At 61.8% G+C, this 18,281-nt stretch carries 16 protein-coding genes and 1 riboswitch; of the genes, 12 read left to right on the top strand and 4 right to left on the bottom strand.

All coding sequences use genetic code 11. The annotated features are described in order from the left end of the window. Positions 1–2 precede the first annotated feature (2 nt). From sufD to JNB71_RS01765, 5 genes are all read left to right on the top strand, one after another. Positions 3–1,277, top strand: a complete 1,275-nt coding sequence (gene sufD, locus JNB71_RS01785) for a Fe-S cluster assembly protein SufD (protein WP_220370129.1) — start codon at positions 3–5, stop codon at positions 1,275–1,277. A 12-nt stretch (positions 1,278–1,289) separates the two neighbouring features. Further along, positions 1,290–2,531 carry a cysteine desulfurase gene (locus JNB71_RS01780; RefSeq protein WP_220370128.1) on the top strand — a complete coding sequence of 414 codons (1,242 nt, stop codon included), beginning with the start codon at positions 1,290–1,292 and terminating at the stop codon, positions 2,529–2,531. Positions 2,532–2,542: 11 nt separating this feature from the next. Continuing rightward, positions 2,543–2,923 (top strand): SUF system Fe-S cluster assembly protein, encoded by a 381-nt coding sequence (locus JNB71_RS01775; RefSeq protein WP_220370127.1) that lies wholly within the window; start codon positions 2,543–2,545, stop codon positions 2,921–2,923. A 100-nt stretch (positions 2,924–3,023) separates the two neighbouring features. Next, a complete protein-coding gene (gene sufA / locus JNB71_RS01770; RefSeq protein WP_220370126.1) occupies positions 3,024–3,416 on the top strand; it encodes a Fe-S cluster assembly scaffold SufA in 393 nt (130 codons plus the stop codon). Between the two features lie 122 nt (positions 3,417–3,538). Then, the gene (locus tag JNB71_RS01765; RefSeq protein ID WP_220370125.1) at positions 3,539–5,404 is read left to right on the top strand and encodes a PAS domain-containing sensor histidine kinase; all 1,866 of its coding nucleotides are present in this window, start codon (positions 3,539–3,541) and stop codon (positions 5,402–5,404) included. Positions 5,405–5,485: 81 nt separating this feature from the next. Here JNB71_RS01765 and gcvP read toward each other — a convergent pair whose 3' ends face one another. Genes gcvP through gcvT form a run of 3 tightly spaced genes read right to left on the bottom strand, consistent with a single transcriptional unit; the run spans position 5,486 to position 9,868 of the window. Continuing rightward, the gene (gcvP, locus tag JNB71_RS01760) at positions 5,486–8,350 is read right to left on the bottom strand and encodes an aminomethyl-transferring glycine dehydrogenase (RefSeq protein WP_220370124.1); all 2,865 of its coding nucleotides are present in this window, start codon (positions 8,348–8,350) and stop codon (positions 5,486–5,488) included. Beyond that, positions 8,350–8,712 carry a glycine cleavage system protein GcvH gene (gcvH, locus tag JNB71_RS01755; protein WP_220370123.1) on the bottom strand — a complete coding sequence of 121 codons (363 nt, stop codon included), beginning with the start codon at positions 8,710–8,712 and terminating at the stop codon, positions 8,350–8,352. Before gcvH ends, gcvP begins: the two co-directional genes overlap by 1 nt. 16 nt (positions 8,713–8,728) lie before the next feature. Next, entirely contained in the window at positions 8,729–9,868 is a 1,140-nt protein-coding gene (gene gcvT, locus JNB71_RS01750; RefSeq protein ID WP_220370122.1) for a glycine cleavage system aminomethyltransferase GcvT, read from the bottom strand. A 141-nt stretch (positions 9,869–10,009) separates the two neighbouring features. Then, positions 10,010–10,097, bottom strand: a riboswitch (glycine riboswitch). A gap of 161 nt (positions 10,098–10,258) precedes the next feature. Here gcvT and JNB71_RS01745 point away from each other — a divergent pair. Both JNB71_RS01745 and JNB71_RS01740 read left to right on the top strand, forming a co-directional pair. Further along, on the top strand, positions 10,259–10,657 hold the full coding sequence (locus tag JNB71_RS01745; RefSeq protein WP_220370121.1) for a DUF2946 family protein: 399 nt from the start codon (positions 10,259–10,261) through the stop codon (positions 10,655–10,657). Positions 10,658–10,761: 104 nt separating this feature from the next. Next, a complete protein-coding gene (locus tag JNB71_RS01740) occupies positions 10,762–11,742 on the top strand; it encodes a copper chaperone PCu(A)C (RefSeq protein WP_220370120.1) in 981 nt (326 codons plus the stop codon). A gap of 63 nt (positions 11,743–11,805) precedes the next feature. Here JNB71_RS01740 and JNB71_RS01735 read toward each other — a convergent pair whose 3' ends face one another. Further along, on the bottom strand, positions 11,806–12,165 hold the full coding sequence (locus tag JNB71_RS01735) for a hypothetical protein (RefSeq protein ID WP_223215721.1): 360 nt from the start codon (positions 12,163–12,165) through the stop codon (positions 11,806–11,808). A gap of 303 nt (positions 12,166–12,468) precedes the next feature. Here JNB71_RS01735 and JNB71_RS01730 point away from each other — a divergent pair, with 303 nt between their 5' ends. The 5 genes from JNB71_RS01730 (at position 12,469) to JNB71_RS01710 (ending at position 18,199) form a co-directional block, all read left to right on the top strand. Further along, entirely contained in the window at positions 12,469–13,173 is a 705-nt protein-coding gene (locus JNB71_RS01730) for a L,D-transpeptidase (protein WP_220370119.1), read from the top strand. A gap of 151 nt (positions 13,174–13,324) precedes the next feature. Beyond that, positions 13,325–14,371 (top strand): L,D-transpeptidase family protein, encoded by a 1,047-nt coding sequence (locus tag JNB71_RS01725; RefSeq protein WP_223215720.1) that lies wholly within the window; start codon positions 13,325–13,327, stop codon positions 14,369–14,371. A 171-nt stretch (positions 14,372–14,542) separates the two neighbouring features. Then, positions 14,543–14,941 (top strand): VOC family protein, encoded by a 399-nt coding sequence (locus JNB71_RS01720; protein ID WP_220370118.1) that lies wholly within the window; start codon positions 14,543–14,545, stop codon positions 14,939–14,941. 751 nt (positions 14,942–15,692) lie between these two features. Continuing rightward, positions 15,693–16,640, top strand: a complete 948-nt coding sequence (locus JNB71_RS01715) for a lysophospholipase (protein WP_220370117.1) — start codon at positions 15,693–15,695, stop codon at positions 16,638–16,640. 350 nt (positions 16,641–16,990) lie between these two features. Continuing rightward, positions 16,991–18,199: a tyrosine-type recombinase/integrase gene (locus tag JNB71_RS01710; RefSeq protein ID WP_220370116.1), complete on the top strand. Its 1,209-nt coding sequence runs from the start codon at positions 16,991–16,993 to the stop codon at positions 18,197–18,199. Positions 18,200–18,281: the final 82 nt, after the last annotated feature.

The raw sequence follows: 18,281 nt of genomic DNA, 5'->3' as shown, positions 1-18,281 counted from the left end.
GGATGAACATGCAAACGGCGATAACGATGACGGCCGCCGAAACGGCCCTCGTCGATGCCTATACCGCCCAGATCGGCGAATTGCCCGGCGAAGGCGCCGTGCTTTCGGCGCGCGACACGCTGCTTGCCGATCTGCGCAAACAGGGCCTGCCGACGCGCCGCGTCGAATCCTGGCATTATACCGACCTGCGCGCACTTCTGCGCAGCGTTCCGGCTGTCGACCCAACCGCATTCGCGCAGCAGGTTGACCCGCTGGTCGCCGGTTCGTCGGTACTCGCTGTCCTGAACGGCAAGGCCGCTACCAAGGGTGCGCCCGCCGGCGTCAACGTCCGCTCCTATGCCGACAGCCTCGTTGAGGGCGTTGCGGCGGCCGATCTCGTGGAGCGCGATGCCGACGACGCGATCGGCCGTATCAACGGCAGCTTCGTGCGCGACGGTTTCGAGATCGAGGTTGTGGAAGGCACCGAGCTCGAACAGCCGCTGGAACTTCAGCTGGTGCAGAGCGCCGGCCAGAGCCACACCCGGTTCCCGGTAACGTGCGGCGCCAGCACGAAGGCCGTGGTCATCGAACGCCATCTTTCCGTCGGCGACGCGCCGAGCCTCGTGACGACCGTTTGCGACCTGATCCTCGACGAGGGCGCGGAAATCACCTGGATCATCCTGCAGCAGCAGGGTGATGCCGACAGCCATCTGGCGCAGGTCAATTTCGACCTTGGTACTAATGCCAGGCTGCGGCTGTTCGTCATCAATGCCGGCGGCAAGCTGGTTCGCCAGGAAGTTCATGGCGTCACGACAGGCGAAGGCTCGGATTTCAAGCTGCGCGGCATCAATCTGCTCGGCGGCGAAACGCATACGGATGTGACCTTCACGCTCGGCCATGACGTTCCGAACACGACATCGACGGAAATCATCCGCAACGTCCTTCTCGGCCGCGCCAAGGGCGTTTTCCAGGGGCAGATCCGCGTTGCTCCCGATGCCCAGAAGACCGACGCGAAGATGGCATGCAACACGCTGCTCCTCTCCGACGACGCCGATTTTTCGGCAAAGCCGGAGCTGGAAATCTTTGCCGACGACGTCCAGTGCGGCCACGGCGCAACGGTCATCGATATCAACGAGACGCAGCTTTTTTACCTGCGTGCCCGCGGCATTCCGGAAAACAAGGCGCGGGCCATGCTGGTCAATGCCTTCGTCGACGAGATCGTCGAGGAACTGGAAGACGAAGCCGTGATCGAGCCTTTGGAAGCGATCATCGCGGCCTGGCTCGAGACGCACGCCTGATTGGACAACGACATGGAACATACGGTGCCGGTGCCTGGCTACGACGTCGAAGCGATCCGCCGGGATTTTCCCATCCTGTCGCGGACCGTCTACGGCAAGCCGCTCGTCTATCTCGACAATGGCGCCTCGGCGCAGAAGCCGCAGGTGGTCATCGACGCCGTTGCCCATGCCTATGCCAACGAATATGCCAACGTCCATCGCGGCCTGCATTTCCTGTCGAATGCCGCGACCGATGCCTATGAGGGCGCACGCGAAAAGGTGCGTCGCTTCCTGAACGCGCCGTCCGTCGACAATATCATCTTCACAAAGTCCTCGACGGAGGCGATCAATGCGGTTGCCTATGGCTACGGCATGCCGAAGATCGGCGAGGGCGAGGAGATCGTCATCTCGATCATGGAGCATCACTCCAACATCGTGCCATGGCATTTCATCCGCGAACGGCAGGGCGCAAAGCTCGTCTGGGCGCCGGTAGACGACCAGGGCGTGTTTCATATCGATGATTTCGTCAAGTGCCTGAGCGACCGCACCAAACTGGTGGCTATCACGCATATGTCGAATGCGCTGGGAACGGTCGTTCCGGTCAAGGAGATCTGCCGCATTGCTCATGAGCGCGGCATCCCGGTTTTGATCGACGGCAGCCAGGCCGCGGTCCACATGCCGGTCGATGTCCAGGACATCGATTGCGACTGGTACGTGATGACCGGACACAAGCTCTACGGTCCATCGGGAGTCGGCGTGCTTTACGGCAAGGCGGACCGCTTGAAGGAAATGCGACCCTTCATGGGCGGCGGCGAAATGATCGTCGAGGTGACCGAAGACACCGTCACATACAACGATCCGCCGCACCGCTTCGAAGCGGGCACGCCGCCGATCGTCCAGGCGATCGGTCTCGGCTATGCGCTTGATTACATGGAAAAGCTCGGCCGCGCGGCCATTGCCGCCCACGAAGCCGATCTGGCGGCCTACGCGCTTGAACGCCTTTCATCCGTCAATTCGTTGCGCATCTTCGGGACGGCGCCCGGCAAGGGTGGTATCTTCTCCTTCGAGCTCGAAGGGATCCATTCCCACGACGTGTCGATGGTGATCGACCGGGCGGGGGTCGCTGTCAGGGCCGGAACGCATTGCGCCCAGCCGCTCTTGAAACGCTTTGGCGTCACCTCCACATGCCGTGCATCCTTCGGTCTCTACAATACGCGAGCCGAAGTGGATGCGCTCGTCGATGCGCTGGGTCATGCCCGCAAATTCTTTGCGTAAGGAATAGTCTGATGAGCCTTGATACGACCGAAGAGAAGATCGATGTCCGCGAAGGGATCGTCCATTCCGCAATCCCGGCCGACGAACTGGCGCGTCTCAGCGACGATATCATCTCGGCCTTGAAGACCGTCTATGACCCGGAAATCCCGGCCGACATCTTCGAGCTCGGGCTGATCTACAAGATCGATATCGAAGACGACCGGATGGTCAAGATCGCCATGACGCTGACCGCGCCCGGCTGCCCGGTGGCCGGAGAGATGCCGGGCTGGGTGGAGAATGCGGTCGGTGCTGTCGAAGGCGTGTCCGGCGTCGAGGTGACCATGACCTTCGATCCGCCATGGACGCCGGACCGCATGTCGGAAGAGGCGCAGGTGGCCGTCGGCTGGTACTGATCAGTCGGCAGGCGTATTGATCCCTTAACCGCCGCACATTACATTCTGGACTCGGGAAAGCATCAGGCCTTGAACCTGACTGCGCTAAGGAGAATGGCCGATGGGCTTTGCAGTGATGAGTTTGACCGATGCGGCCGCCAGTCGCGTCAAGGCGATCGTCGAGAATGCCGGCGGCGATGCGCAGGGTATTCGCGTGTCGATCAAGAAGGGCGGTTGCGCCGGCATGGAATACGCCATCGACCTGGTGACTACAGCCAATCCCAAGGACGATTTCGTCGAGCATCAGGGCGCCAAGGTCTGGGTCGCGCCGGAAGCCGTCCTTTACCTGCTCGGTACCCGCATGGACTTCGAAGTGACGACACTGCGCTCGGGCTTCACCTTCAACAATCCGAACCAGACCTCCGCCTGCGGCTGCGGCGAGTCGGTCGAACTGAAGCCGGCGGACCTCGCGGCGCTCGCGGCCAAGGGCGATGCGGTCGTGCGAGCCGGCTAGGCTTTCGGCGCAAGGGCAGACATTTGCACGAGAATTCCAAGGGAGACTGGTTTCCGCCAGTCTCTTTTTCTGTTTTTATGCACATCTGACAAACGCGGCCGGGCCTGGAATTGAGTAACGCGATGCCGATTGCGCAGAAACATTTCGTCCAGGCCCTCTACGGCAGCTTTCCCGATCCGGTTGTCGTTATCGATTCCGACTGGATCATCCTTTCCGCAAATCCCGCGATCACCAAGCAGTTCGGTTATACGGCGGATGAAATCGCCAACCGTCCGGCGCGGATACTTTATGCCACGGACGAAGACTACGACGCTTATCTCAGCCGGGACACGCGCGAACGCGCCGGCGAGGACGTTTCCGATGACGTCTACCAATACCGTCGAAAGGACGGATCGGTGTTTTCCGCCCGTCTGCGGGTCACCGCAATCCGCGGCGAGGATGGCACGGCGCAGGGCTTCATCGGGGTCGTGCAGGACATTTCGGATCTTCTCGAGCTCGACAGGGCGCGAAGGAAGACCGCCGAGATGTTCGACGCCGCCCTGCAAGCGATACCGGAAGGCTTTGCGATTTTCGACAGCCAGGAAAAACTGATCGCCTTCAATGAAGCCTATAGGCGCATACTGGGAAAGGCCGGTGACGGTCTCCAGATGGGCATGTCCGCCGAGGAAATCCTTGTAGCCGTCCACGACGCAGGCAACTATCCGTCCATGCCGAGCGGCTCGCCGGAGGCCTCGGCGTGGATCGAAAGCCGACTGCAGGATTTTCGCCAACCGAGCGGCAAGCCGCATTTGTTTCCCTTCGGTGACGGGCGCTGGATGCAGGCGGAGAACCTCAAGGCCGGTGACGGCAATACCGTCGTCCTGCGCATCGATGTCACGGCCCTGAAGGAGGCGGAACTGGCGCTCGACCGGCAGAGGCTGGAATATTACACGCTCGTCCAGAACCTGCCGGATTTCATTTGTCGGATTTCTCCGGACCTGACGTGCACCTTCGTCAACGAGACCTATGCCGAGTTCATCGGCAAGCCGGCGAGCGCGCTTGCCGGAAAGCCCTTTCTGGACCTTGTTCCGGAACGGGACCGTGAACGCATGGTCCGCCTTCTCAGGAACCTCTCGCCGGAGGATCCGATCTTCGCGCGCGAACAGCGCCGGTCTTTGGCCGATGGCAGTGACTTCTGGATCTTCTGGTCCAACATGGCGGTGTTCGACGGTGACAACCTTGTCGAATACATCACTGCCGGGCGCGACATCACCGAGTTGAAGCGACAGCAGGTGCGGATTGCCCAGCAAAGTGCCGAGCTGAAGCGCAAGAACGAAGCGCTCAGCCAGTTCACCGGCACGGTTTCTCACGACCTGAAGGCGCCGATGCGCCACATATCGATGTTTTCGGAGATGATCAGCGAAGATGTCGCGAGCGGCAATTTCGCAGATCTGCCGGTCTATGCCGACTATCTGCGCCAGAGCGCCCGGCGCATGGATCGACTGATCGACAGCCTCCTCGATTACGCCCAGATCGCCGACCAGATCACCCATTGGCAGACGGTTTCCATGTCGGACGTTGTTTCCGACGCCATCCTCAATCTGGACACGTTCATTCGGGAGGCAGACGCAAGGTTCGAGTTCGATGTCTTGCCGCAGGTCAAGGGCGATCCAGAACTGCTGAAGCGGCTCTGCCAGAACCTGATCGGCAATGCGGTCAAGTATCGCCGCGAGGGGGTCAAGCCGGTCATCAGCATCTATAGCGAAACGATTGACGATTGTGTCCGGATCTATTTCCAGGACAACGGCATCGGTATCGATCCACGGTTTTCGAAGAAGATCTTCGATGTGTTGCAACGCCTTCACCGGGACGAATCGGTCTATCCGGGCACAGGAATCGGGCTGGCATTGGCCAAACGGATCGCCGACAGCCATAACGGCTCGATCGAGCTCGACACGTCCTTTAGCCAGGGCGCGCGCTTTGTCCTGACCTTGCCGGACGCGGTTTAACGGTTCCGAGGCAGCCGGCAGGATTCACGCAACGACCGCAGCATGGGAAGGGGCGCATGAAGCGCCCCCTGGTTTCAAGCGTTACTCTGCCGCCTCGGCGTAGGCCTCCAGCGGCGGGCAGGTGCAGACGAGGTTGCGGTCGCCGAAGACATTGTCGACGCGGTTGACAGGCGACCAGTATTTGTCGACGCGAAAGGCGCCCGGCGGGTAGCAGGCCTGTTCGCGCGAATAGGGGCGGTCCCAGTCGCCGACGAGGTCTTCTACCGTATGCGGCGCGTTCTTCAGCGGATTGTTCACCCGGTCCATCCGGCCGTCCTCGATCGCCTGAGCTTCGGCGCGGATCGCCAGCATGGCATCGCAGAAGCGGTCGAGTTCGGCCTTGGTTTCCGATTCCGTCGGCTCGATCATCAGCGTGCCGGCGACCGGCCAGCTCATGGTCGGCGCGTGGAAACCGCAGTCGATCAGCCGCTTGGCGACGTCGTCCACGGTGACGCCGGCGCTGTCCACCAGTGGGCGCGTGTCGATGATGCATTCATGCGCCACGCGGCCCCTGGCTGACTTGTAGAGCACGCCGTAGGCGCCCTTCAGGCGTGCGGCGATGTAGTTGGCGTTGAGGATCGCCACCTTGGTTGCCTGCGTCAGCCCTTCGCCGCCCATCATCAGGCAGTAGCTCCACGAGATCGGCAGGATCGAGGCCGAGCCGAACGGCGCTGCCGACACGGCACCTTCGCCGCCGTCCGTTTCCGGATGTCCCGGAAGGAAGGGTGCCAGGTGAGCCTTGACGCCGATCGGTCCCATGCCCGGGCCGCCGCCGCCATGCGGAATGCAGAAGGTCTTGTGCAGGTTGAGATGGCTGACGTCGGAGCCGATATCGCCCGGCCGGGCAAGGCCGACCATGGCGTTCATGTTGGCACCGTCGAGATAGACCTGGCCACCGTGCTTGTGGACAATGTCGCAGACCTCGCGGACGTTCTCCTCGAACACGCCGTGGGTGGACGGATAGGTGATCATGCAGCACGAGAGGTTTTCAGCGTACTGCGCTGCTTTTGCACGGAAATCTTCCATGTCTATGTCGCCGTTGTCGCTGACCTTGACGACCACCACCTTCATACCGGCCATTTGCGCGGAGGCCGGGTTGGTACCGTGAGCCGAGGTCGGGATCAGGCAGACATCGCGGTGACCGTCGCCATTGGCAAGGTGATAGGCGCGGATCGTCAAGAGCCCGGCATATTCGCCTTGTGCACCGGAATTCGGTTGCATGGAGATCGCATCGTAACCGGTCACCGCGCAGAGCTTCTGCGACAGGTCGGTGATCATGTGGCGATAGCCTTCGGCCTGGTCCGCCGGCACGAACGGATGAATCTCCGAGAATTCCGGCCAGGTAATCGGCAGCATTTCCGCTGTCGCGTTCAGCTTCATCGTGCAGGAGCCGAGCGGGATCATCGAGCGATCGAGCGCCAGATCGCGGTCCGACAGGCGGCGGATATAGCGCGTCATTTCGCTTTCCGCCCGGTTCATGTGGAAGATCGGATGAGTGAGATATTCGCTGGTGCGCAGCAGCCCTCCCGGCAGACGATAGCCGGGTTCGAAGTCCTCGACGCTGAAATCGCCGCCGAACGCCCGCCAGACGGCCTCCAGCGTCACCGGCCGCGACCGCTCGTCAAGGCTGATGCCGATCTTGGTGGTGCCGATCCGGCGCAGGTTTACTTCCTCGGCGACAGCCGTCTTCAGGATGATCCCCTGCAGCTTGCCGACATCGACGGTGATCGTGTCGAAGAACACGTCAGGCTCGACGGTGTAGCCGAGCTTCTCGAGCCCCATGGCGAGCCGAACGGTCTTCTGGTGAACACTCTGCGCGATTGCCTTGATGCCCTTCGGACCGTGGAAAACCGCATACATCGATGCCATGACGGCGAGCAGCACCTGTGCCGTGCAGATGTTGGATGTCGCCTTTTCCCGGCGGATGTGCTGTTCACGCGTCTGCAGCGAAAGCCGGTAGGCGCGGTTGCCGCGGCTGTCGACCGACACGCCGACGAGGCGACCGGGCATCGAGCGCTTGTAGGCGTCCTTGACGGCCATGTAGGCCGCATGCGGGCCGCCGTAGCCGACGGGAACACCGAAGCGCTGGGTGCAGCCGATGGCAATGTCGGCGCCCATTTCGCCCGGCGACTTCAACAGAGCCAGTGCCAGCGGATCGGCGGCGATGACCGCGATCGCGCCGGCCTGATGCAGACGGGCGATCAGACCGGTGAAGTCGCTCACGTGGCCGTAGGTGCCGGGATACTGGAAGATCGCGCCGAAGACGCTTGCCGATTCCAGATCGGTATGGGGATTGCCGACGACGACCGTCCAGCCGAGCGGTTCGGCGCGCGTCTTGATCAGCGCGATCGTCTGCGGATGGCAATTCTCGTCGACGAAGAATGCGGTTTCCTTGGATTTCGACACGCGCTCGGCCATCGCCATGGCTTCGGCAGCGGCAGTTGCCTCGTCGAGCAGCGAGGCGTTGGCAACGTCGAGGCCGGTGAGGTCACAGACCATCGTCTGGTAGTTCAGGAGCGCTTCCAGGCGGCCCTGGCTGATCTCCGGCTGGTAAGGCGTATAGGCCGTGTACCAGGCAGGATTTTCGAGAATGTTGCGCTGGATCACTGGCGGCGTGATCGTGCCGTAATAGCCCTGGCCGATCAGCGACACGAGCTTCTTGTTGCGGTTGGCCGTCTCGCGCATCTTGTCGAGCGCCTCGCGCTCGGTCATCGCGGCCCCCCAGGCAAGCGGGCTCTTCTGGCGGATCGACGGGGGAACCGTGTCGTCGATCAACGCGTCGAGACTGTCATAACCGATTACCTGGAGCATCGCCGCCATTTCGTCGGGCGAGGGCCCGATATGGCGGCGGTTGGCGAAGTCATACGGCTTGTAGTCGGTGAAGGTGAAGTCTTTTGGCATGCTCATCAGGCGATCAGCTCCTTGTAGGCGGCCTCGTCGAGCAGCGCATTGGCGGCAGACGGATCGGCGAGCTTCAGTTTGAAGAACCAGCCGGCGCCCTGCGGATCGCTGTTGACCAGAGACGGGTCATCGACGATCGCCTGGTTGCTTTCGATAATTTCGCCGTCGAGCGGGCAATAGACGTCGGAAGCGGCCTTGACGGATTCGACCGTGGCCGCCGTTGCGCCCTTGTCGAGGCTCGTTCCGGTTTCCGGCAGTTCGACGAAAACGAGATCGCCAAGCTGTTCGGCTGCATGCGCGGTGATGCCGACGGTCGCCACGTCACCCTCGATTTTCAGCCATTCGTGTTCGTCGGTAAATTTCAGCATCGGGTTTTGCTCCGGATCAACGTTTGTAAGTCGGGGTGATGAAGGGAAGGGATGAGACGGTGACGGGCAGGTATCTGCCGCGCACCTCAGCGAAAAGTTGGGTGCCGTTTGCTATATGGGGAGCCGCGACGTAGCCCATGGCAACCGGATGATCGACACTCGGGCCGAAGCCGCCCGACGTGACGACGCCGGCTTGCGTGTGACCCTGCGCATCGGCATAGAGCATCGCGCCGCCGCGCACGGGGGCCTTGCCGTCCGGCTTCAGGCCAACGCGCCGGCGACCGGCGCCTTCGGCAAACTGGCCAAGGATGATCGGCGCGCCGGGAAATCCGCCTTCGCGCGCGCCACTGGCCCGGCGGGCCTTTTGCAGCGCCCATTCAAGCGCGGCCTCGACCGGGGTCGTGCCGGTGTCGATATCGTTTCCATAGAGACAGAGCCCGGCTTCCAGCCGGAGCGAATCGCGGGCTCCAAGGCCGATCGGCAGGACATCCGGATGCTCGAGGATGCGGCGCGTGACGTCTTCGGCGGAGGCGGCCGGGATGGAAATTTCAAACCCATCCTCGCCCGTATAGCCGGAGCGGGAAATGATGCAGGGCACATCATGCAGGTCGGCCTCGGCCACGTCCATGAAGCGCATGGTGGCGATATCCGCCCACAGTTCGGCAAGAACACATTCGGCGCGCGGCCCCTGCAGCGCGATCAGCGCGCGGTCATCGAGCAAGGCGAGATCGCAGGTCGCGCCGAGATGGTCCTGCAGGTGCGCGAAATCAACATCCTTGCAGGCGGCGTTGACGACGAGAAAAAGATGGTCGCCGCGATTGGCGATCATCAGGTCGTCGAGAATGCCGCCCTGGTCGTTGGTGAACAGCCCGTAGCGCTGGCGGTTTTCACCAAGGCCGAGCACGTCGACCGGCACGAGCTTTTCAAGCGCAAGGGCTGCGTCCTCGATCTTTCCGGATTTCGGCCGCAGGATGATCTGGCCCATGTGCGAAACGTCGAACAGGCCGGCAGCGGCGCGGGTGTGGAGATGCTCCTTCAACACGCCGGCCGCATATTGCACCGGCATGTCATAGCCGGCAAAGGGCACCATGCGGGCGCCAAGTGACACGTGCAGCGCATGCAACGGTGTCCGTTTCAGGGGAGAATGATCGTCCAAATCCGGCCTCCAGGTCTGGCGCAACGCGCCGGCTCATCTCCACGCGCATTGACTGCGGCGTATCCTCGAGCCCCCTCTGTCCCTTTGCCTGAGATTGTTATCCCTTCGGCGAGCGAAAACGCTTCTCTCCAGAGTCCTTTTGGCACCTTGCTGGTCCTTTGGCCTGAGAGTTTCCGGGGCGGTTGCTCCTTCGGCACCGGTATCAACCGGATTCTCCCAACAAGATCGGGTTCAGATAACGGCGATCCCAATTGCTTGGCAAGCGCAAAATGTCGCGCTCGAACAGATTTTTGCCGCAACTGTTTCAACATACCTCCTCGGTGCGTCAAAGTAGCCTTTGCTTTTTTCGTACCGAAACGATAACGCAGGCGGCCAAGACGAGGACAATCGATGGCCGGAGCCGGACGACAGTGGCAGATGATGGTGCGCGTGCTTTTAGCACTTGCCCTCCTGTTCCTGTCCTTTGCGCATCAGCCGGCGTTCGCCCGACAGCTTGCCCCGGAGATGGCGGCGAACTACGTCCTGCCGGATGGCACGATTGCCGACATCTGCTTCGGATCGGAGGGTGTCGATCACAATGGCCCGCGCAATGCCTCGCACGAAGGCGTTGTACCGCTCTGCGACTATTGCCGGCTCGCCGCTTCGATTGCCTTGCCGACGCCGCCGAGCGATGCCTATCTCATCCTCCGGGTGGCCGCGCCTGCCGAAGGCAGGGCGGATTTTCCGGCCATTTTCGTCGAGTATCCGCGCACCCTGCCGCAGTCGCGGGCACCTCCGGTGTCGATCTGACCTCATCGCTTCAGCGATCCTTCCATGTTTTTAGTCACTTCAGCCGCTTGATGCGGCGTTGACCGGATTGCCGCTGTAGCAATTCCGGTGCGGAGACCAGATCAATGACACAGACCAGAACAGCCCTTCTTGCATTCATCCTTTCGCTGGCCGGGGCCGCAGCTGCCCATGCGCATGCGTCTTTCGAAAACGACGAAGCTGCCTCGGAAAGCGGCTTCAAGGCCGTGCTGCAGATACCGCACGGTTGCGACGGAAAGGCGACGACCGAAGTCCAGGTGAAACTGCCGGAAGGCTTCGTCTTCGCCAAGCCGCAGCCGAAGGCCGGCTGGGAAATCGAGATCATCAGGGGAGACTACCAGAAGAGCTATGACAATCACGGCACGACGGTGACGTCCGGGCCGCTCGAAATCCGCTGGAAGAACGGCAATCTGTCGGACGACTATTACGACACCTTCGTCATCAAGGGGACGATCTCCGGCTTCGACAAGCAGACTGAGATCGCCTTCCCGGTAACGCAGCTTTGCGGCGCAACCGACAAGTTGGTCTGGGACGAGATTCCCGCTGTCGGCCAGGACGCCCATTCGCTGAAACATCCGGCGCCGACGGTCACCGTGACACCGGCCACGGCCGCAGGGCATCACGGCCACGACATGGCGGCAATGGCGGGGAGGGGCAACACGACGACGGTCAAGGCCGGATCGCTCGAGATTTCCGGCGGCGCCCTCAAGGCGATGCTGCCAGGCGCCAAGGTCGGCGGCGGCGGCTTTACGGTGAAGAACGACGGCAGCGAGGACGATACCCTGATCTCCGTCGAGAGCCCGGCGGCGGGCCGCGTCGAACTGCACGAGATGACGATGCAGAACGACGTGATGAAGATGCGCAAGCTGGAGCAGGGGATCGCCATTCCGGCCGGCGCAACCGTCGCGCTGACGAGCGGCGGCCTGCATCTGATGTTCATGGATGTGAAAAAGCCCTTTGCCGAGGGCGATAGCGTGCCGGTGACCCTGACCTTCGAAAAGGCCGGCAAGGTCGATTACATGCTTGCCGTCGGCGATGCCGCTGGCGGCACCCACAAGCACAACTGAGTATTTCCCGTCACGGGGCGGCGCGGAACACTGCGCCGCCGTCTTCCTCCTGCAAGGGACAGTCTATCCTTCGCGGGCCTCGGCGTTCTCGTCGGCTTCCGGTTCGTCTGGACCGAACTCCATGTAGCGGCGAACCACGTCGCCACGCGTGCCTTGCGGCTGGCGGCCGTTGGAACTCATCAGCATCAGCGACAGCGATGTCGGGCTGCGCAGAGCCGCGACCGAGGCATGCGTCTTGGCCACATCGTCCTTCGGCCGTGCCGACAGCAAGGTGATCGCTTCCTCGGCCGGGCCATCGCCGCTCATCCGCGCGGACGGCTTGACGGCCTGCGCCGCGTAAGCCGCCGTGGTGGCTGACATGGTAATGACCTGGCTCATGACGATCTGCCCGGTGACGGGGGCTCCTTCAGGTGTGCAATCCATTCGCATTAATCCAGGCGCCATTTCATTTACGTGAAATCGGGTGCTCGCATTTGAGACGAATTTTACCAATGCGTCGCAGCAGGCATCCTCCGTCCCGTCACGGCGCATCACGATGCGGTGACCGGGCGGCAAATCGTGTTGGCAGGGCTGTCTTGCGGCGTTGGAAACCGGCGCGAATAGCGGCATAACAATCGCGACCCGATTCTGCCCGACGAATCGCGATGGGGCGGCACCGGCCGACCGTCGTCCACCATCGTCAGGCAGGGACGGGGCTGCGTCACTGCAATGCGATCGATGGGGCTCATGACAATCGACAATCGTTTCTCCCGCCGGGGATTTCTCGCGGCGCTTGCGGCATCGGCTGGCACGCTTGCCGGCTGCACCACCGGTCCCTTGCGCCGACGCCCGGTACCGACGCCTGGCATCGTCCAGAGGCCGGTCGGGCCACCCTCGGAGGCTGAACTGCAGGTGATGTACGGGCCGGTGGAGGATGGTGGCTATCTGATCCCGGCGGTGCCCTATCAACAGATCGACCCGCAATTCTACCGGCAGCGCGTCTACGACCCGACGAGCGAGGCGCCCGGCACCGTAGTCGTCGACACGCCGTCGCGGCTCCTCTATGTCGTCGAGCCGGGCGGCACGGCGATGCGCTACGGCGTCGGCATCGGCCGCGAAGGCTTCGCCTGGCAGGGCGACGGCGTGATCCACTGGCGCCAGGCCTGGCCGCACTGGAAGCCACCCAACGAGATGGTCGCCCGCCAGCCGAGCCTTGCGAAATATTCGATCGAGAACGGCGGCATGCCGCCTGGGCTCGACAATCCGCTCGGCGCGCGGGCGCTCTACATTTTCCAGAATGGCGAGGACACGCTCTACCGGCTGCATGGCAATCCGGAGTGGCAGTCGATCGGCAAGGCGGTGTCGTCGGGCTGCGTGCGGCTTCTGAACCAGGACGTGATCGATCTCTACGAGCGGGTGCCGGCCAAGGCACGAATCGTCGTCTGGCAATGAGGTGCCGGCGGCTCCGCCGCAACAAGTCGTGCTTCTGATTAACGGAACGCTAACCGCTCCATCGGATTCTGTCCGTAGTCGGGGCGATCGGCACCCCGATTTCAAATCTTTCGACACAACTTTGGCACGTTTTCCGGCAATAGACGCTTTCATGCTTCCTTCGATTTCCCTTTCCGGCGCCGTGATGCGCACCGCCCGCCGCGTTCTCACCCGGACGGCCGCCGCCCTTCTCCTCGGCGTGGCGCTGTCCGGCTGCATGGGGCTGGACGACCTCTCCGAGGCGCCGCCGAAGCTCTCCGGCAAGATGATCGCCGAGATGTCGAAGAAGGGCATGAAGCCGGAAAGCCCGGTGCTGATCCGCATCTTCAAGCAGGAAAGCGAGCTCGAGGTCTGGAAGGTCGACAAGTCCGGCACATATGCGCTGTTCAAGACCTATCCGATGTGCCGCTGGTCGGGAAAGCTCGGCCCCAAGACAAGGATCGGCGACCGGCAGGCACCGGAAGGCTTCTATCATGTCTCGGCGGGCCAGCTTAATCCGAACTCGCAATATTACGTCTCCTTCAACCTCGGCTATCCGAACCGGCTCGAAGCGGCGCTCGGCCACACCGGCGAGGCGCTGATGGTGCATGGAGCCTGCTCTTCGGCCGGCTGCTACGCCATGACCGACCAGGGCGTCGGTGAGATCTATGCGATCGTGCAGAAGGCGCTTTCGAGCGGACAGGAGAATTTCCAGGTCCAGGCCTTTCCCTTCCGCATGACTGCGAAGAACATGATCGAACACCGCGACGATCAGAACATGCCCTTCTGGCGGACGCTGAAAGAGGGCTACGACGCCTTCGAGGTGACGCACCGGCAGCCGAAGGTGTCCGTCTGCGAAAGCCGCTACGTCTTCAACAAGGAATTCGAGGGCGGCGAACCCGCCGATCCGCTCGCCGCCTGCCCGGCGGTCGTCAACCAGCTCGAGCCGCAGGCGATGGCGAAGATCGAGGCGGAGGAGCGCAAGGTCGACGCGGCGATGACCGAGGCCCTTCCCGCGACGACGTCGATGAGCGCCTATGTCGATGGCGGCATGCATCCGCGATTCCGCACGCTGCTGAAGCGCGAAGGGCCGCAGAAGCTGGCGGCGAGCATTTCCGCCACCAAATACCCGATCAGCCGCCCGGAAGCGGCATTGGCCGACCCGTTCGCCGGACGGTGAGGGTGGGGCGTCGCATAGAAGGTGACATCGCCCATGCCGCGCTCGGCGGTTTTGCCCTGCGCCGGCGCTGACGGCCTCAGTCCGGCCCACGCGGCATGCGTCCGCGCGGCGAGGGGGTGGCCTTCCGCGCCAAGGCCCGGCATGCTATGCGGTGTTACCGGAGGTTTTGTCATGCGCCATCGTTACAGCCTCGACCATGTTGCACTGCTGGTCAGCGATCTCGAGCGCAGCGTCGCGTTCTACCGGGATGTCATGGGCTTCGAGCCGATCCCGCGCGAAGGCAGCGCCAATGTGGCCTGGCTGGAAATCGGCGGTGGTGATGCGATCCATCTCATCGCCGGCGATTTCGGCGCCACGCACGTGACGAAGGAGACCCATGTCGCGATCTCCACGGCCGATTTCGACGCCTTCGTCGCCCATATTGGCGCGCTCGGCATTCCCTTTACCGACTGGCCGGGCAATCCCGGTCGCATCGGCCGGCACCGCAACGGCTTCGCCCAAATCTACGTTCAGGATCCCGACGGATACTGGATCGAGATCAACGACCACCGGCCGCCCGGCGCGGTTTGACAGCCAGCCGCATGCGGACATGCACCTTCGTCCACGCGCGGGAAAACCGCCGTGGTTGTCAAGGAGCAGTTCGGACGGGGCGCTGAAAGCTGCCTCGTGAAAATAAAATAGGTGACACCTCTCAGCGCCCCGTTCGGCGGTTTGTGCCCGCAAACTCGTTCCGCTACGGCCTTGTCGGCCCTCTGTGCGATTGCACGCCCGCAGCAGCAGCATCGGCCTGCGGAGGGGAACCTTCTTGCGAACCCCGCTCCCAAGGACTTCCGTCCTTTCCCCGACCCCGGCGCCGGCCCCGCCTGACTGCCACGGCTGGCAGCGTATCCGAAGGCGGGACGGGAGGTAGTGTAAAGGCGGTTTCGGGGGCGGGGATATTCGGGGATTTGGCGCTTACCGCGAAGGTCACCTTAATCAACGAAATCAAATATTTAGTCGTTTTCTAACATGTTGGGTCATAACAAGAACTGCTCGAAATCGCACGCTAAGGCCGAACAGAGTATGAAAGTGAGGACGCCAAGCATGGCGAGCCGGCGCGGTAGAAGGTATTGAAGACGGCGAGACCTTGAGAAGACCGCTGGCGGCGGACTGATCTAAAAGCTAGGTGCTTGATCCTGCGTCTGTCGAGAGATAAAAAGTAGCTCTCGACTGGATTTCCGTGCATGACTTATAGTATTATTATCGGAAATACAGTTCGTCGCAATCTACTTCAAAATATGAACCATTTTATCATCCGTCGTCCTGTTGTCGGAGTTGCTAAGTGATCGTCTATTCTGACGAGAACGTCGAAGTGATCCACCGCCCCGGATCATCACCTTATCTTCTAGTGACCTTTAACGAGATGGAAATGCTGGCGAACGGCAGTCGTTTCTGGGGTCAGCGGTTCTGCGAAAAGGCGGACATCGCCGCGCTCGGTTTCATGAGCCGGCGTCCCAACTGGTTTCCGGCAGCGAGTATCGTCGAAGCGGTCGCTGCGGTCGCGCCGATCCTCCGAGCGGCACCGGAGCGCATTCTCTATGGACATTCGCAGGGAGGCTATGCGGCGCTTCGCTATCGCCGGCGCTTCGACGCAAGCGTCGCCATAGCGTTCTGCCCGCAGATTTCCATCGACCCAAATGCAGTGCCCTTCGACGGCCGTTTCAAGCGCCACTTCGCGCCGAGCCTCCATGCCAATATGGGGATCGCTCACGATCATGCGGCCGGCCGCGCCTATCTCTTCTACGATCCGTTCCATGCCGTCGATCGCCGGCATGCGGAGGAAATAGCGGCGCAACAGGCTGAGACACGCCTCGTGCCGGTTCCGATGACCGGGCACGGCACTGTCCGGGCCTTCGCGGGAACGGAGCGCTGCCTGTCGCTCCTTGCCGCTTGCCGTGCGGACAACCTCATGAGCCTGCGCGGGCTCGCCCGCGAGGTCCGGGTAGATGCACCCATGCGGCTTTACCAGATTGCAATTACGGCGATTGCCCGCCATCCCACCTGGGCAGACAGGCTCTTCGCGCAGTTCGGCCACGGCTTTTCGCCTATCGAACGGGTCAGCTATTTCTACCATCGGGCCAACCGTCACATCCGCGACGGCACGCTCGCGACCGCGCGCAACATGCTCGTCGAGGCCGTGGCCCTCCAGCCGAGCAATCTCGGCTTTGCCCGACGGCTGGAAGAACTCGAAATCCGCATAGCGCGCGCACCTGCGGTGACCGTTTCCTGAGGTGCTCCCGCAGTGCCCCAGATTATCGCGAATCGGAAATAGCGAGGAGCGACTAAAAGTCACCTAGGCAGTGACCGCATTACCCCTGCGTTACCTCGGCCCGATTTGGGGTTTGCCCATGACGTAAAGGTTTGTTTTAGATTCTGGTGAGCGCGCAGGGATTCGAACCCTGGACCTACTGATTAAAAGTCAGATTCCCGTGTATCCCGCTTATTCCTTTCTGATCCCGCAAGCGCCTAGATATATCGCATTTCTAGCACTTTATGTTCCTTTGCGTCACCCCATATTCCCTGTAGATTGGTAGCCACTTGGTTGCCAACCCTAATTGGCAACCATCTTGGAGATGGAACGTGCTTCAGAAAATCACAAAGCGGGTCGTGGATCAGCTAATGCCTGGGGAAACGGTGTGGGACTCGGAGGTAAAAGGCTTCGGTGTTCGTTGCCGCGCGTCCGGCGCGAAATACTATGGGCTCAAGACACGGATCGGCGGCCGCCAGCGATGGATTACCATTGGCCGTCATGGATCACCGTGTACGGCCGACAGTGCCCGCGCAGAGGCACTGCGTCTTCTCGGCCAGAAAGCCGCAGGTAAAGACCCGGCCAGCGAACGTGACCATAGGAAGCACGCCGTCAACGTCACGGAGCTCTGCGAGCGGTTCTTGGAGGATTACGTCGGGAGTCGCGTCAAGGAAAAAACGGCGAAGGACTACGAACACCTAGTTCGGAAGCTGATTATTCCCACACTGGGCCGCCATCGGATTGCCGACGTAAAGCGCCCTGATGTAAGTCGGTTTCACCACGACCTCCGAGACAGGCCATATCTTGCTAACCGCGCGTTGGCCGTGCTGTCAAAGATGTTTAACCTTGCCGAGCAGTGGGGCCTGCGGGATGACAACACCAACCCGTGCCGCCACGTGGCTAAGTTCCGGGAAAACAAGCGGGAACGGTACCTCACGGATGGCGAGCTGAAGCGCCTGGGTGAAGTGCTTACTGAGGCGGAGGCGTCAAATGCTGAAAGCCCCCATATGATCGCGGCGATCCGGCTTCTGATCCTCACAGGTGCTCGCCTGTCTGAAATAACCACGCTTCGATGGGAGTATGTTGACCTGGAGCACCGGCTGCTTCGCCTGCCGGACTCCAAGACAGGTAAGAAGGACATCGTGCTCAATGATGCCGCCCTCGACGTCCTCCGTAGACTGCCTCGGGCATTGGATAACCCGTACGCCATTGTCGGGGGGCGAAGCGGTCAGCACCTTGTCAATGTGAAAGGTCCCTGGGGGCGACTTCGGAAGAAGGCTGGCCTGGATGATCTGCGCATCCATGACCTTCGGCACAGCTTTGCATCGGTTGCTGCCAGTATGGGGGAAAGCCTGCCGATCATCGGCAAACTGCTGGGGCATACGCAGGCGCAGACAACGGCCCGGTACGCTCATTTGCAGATAGACCCCCTTCGCGCCGCATCTAATGCCATTGGCGTCGCCGTGAGTGCGGCGATGAATCCCGCGCCTGAATCCGTTAGCCGGCGAAAGAAGCGTCGCGTGCGGTTGAATGAGAACTAACTCTTTGATGAAGCTCGCTTATTCAAATTGATGTAGGCCGGGAAGAGAATTTAGGTGGGCCGGGAAGAAAGGACGGAATCGG

The organism is Rhizobium herbae (genome assembly GCF_019511375.1).
GTDB classification, from domain to species: domain Bacteria; phylum Pseudomonadota; class Alphaproteobacteria; order Rhizobiales; family Rhizobiaceae; genus Pararhizobium; species Pararhizobium herbae_A.
Note: the sequence above shows the minus strand (reverse complement) of the source record. Positions and strands in the feature narration are given on the sequence as shown.

Excerpts from the sequence above, each read along its gene's own strand:
- sufD (WP_220370129.1), top strand. The coding sequence starts at position 3 with ATGAACATGCAAACGGCGATAACGATGACGGCCGCCGAAACGGCCCTC.
- JNB71_RS01780 (WP_220370128.1), top strand. The coding sequence starts at position 1,290 with ATGGAACATACGGTGCCGGTGCCTGGCTACGACGTCGAAGCGATCCGC.
- JNB71_RS01775 (WP_220370127.1), top strand. The coding sequence starts at position 2,543 with ATGAGCCTTGATACGACCGAAGAGAAGATCGATGTCCGCGAAGGGATC.
- sufA (WP_220370126.1), top strand. The coding sequence starts at position 3,024 with ATGGGCTTTGCAGTGATGAGTTTGACCGATGCGGCCGCCAGTCGCGTC.
- JNB71_RS01765 (WP_220370125.1), top strand. The coding sequence starts at position 3,539 with ATGCCGATTGCGCAGAAACATTTCGTCCAGGCCCTCTACGGCAGCTTT.
- gcvP (WP_220370124.1), bottom strand. The coding sequence starts at position 8,350 with ATGAGCATGCCAAAAGACTTCACCTTCACCGACTACAAGCCGTATGAC.
- gcvH (WP_220370123.1), bottom strand. The coding sequence starts at position 8,712 with ATGCTGAAATTTACCGACGAACACGAATGGCTGAAAATCGAGGGTGAC.
- JNB71_RS01745 (WP_220370121.1), top strand. The coding sequence starts at position 10,259 with ATGGCCGGAGCCGGACGACAGTGGCAGATGATGGTGCGCGTGCTTTTA.
- JNB71_RS01740 (WP_220370120.1), top strand. The coding sequence starts at position 10,762 with ATGACACAGACCAGAACAGCCCTTCTTGCATTCATCCTTTCGCTGGCC.
- JNB71_RS01735 (WP_223215721.1), bottom strand. The coding sequence starts at position 12,165 with ATGGATTGCACACCTGAAGGAGCCCCCGTCACCGGGCAGATCGTCATG.
- JNB71_RS01730 (WP_220370119.1), top strand. The coding sequence starts at position 12,469 with ATGACAATCGACAATCGTTTCTCCCGCCGGGGATTTCTCGCGGCGCTT.
- JNB71_RS01725 (WP_223215720.1), top strand. The coding sequence starts at position 13,325 with ATGCTTCCTTCGATTTCCCTTTCCGGCGCCGTGATGCGCACCGCCCGC.
- JNB71_RS01720 (WP_220370118.1), top strand. The coding sequence starts at position 14,543 with ATGCGCCATCGTTACAGCCTCGACCATGTTGCACTGCTGGTCAGCGAT.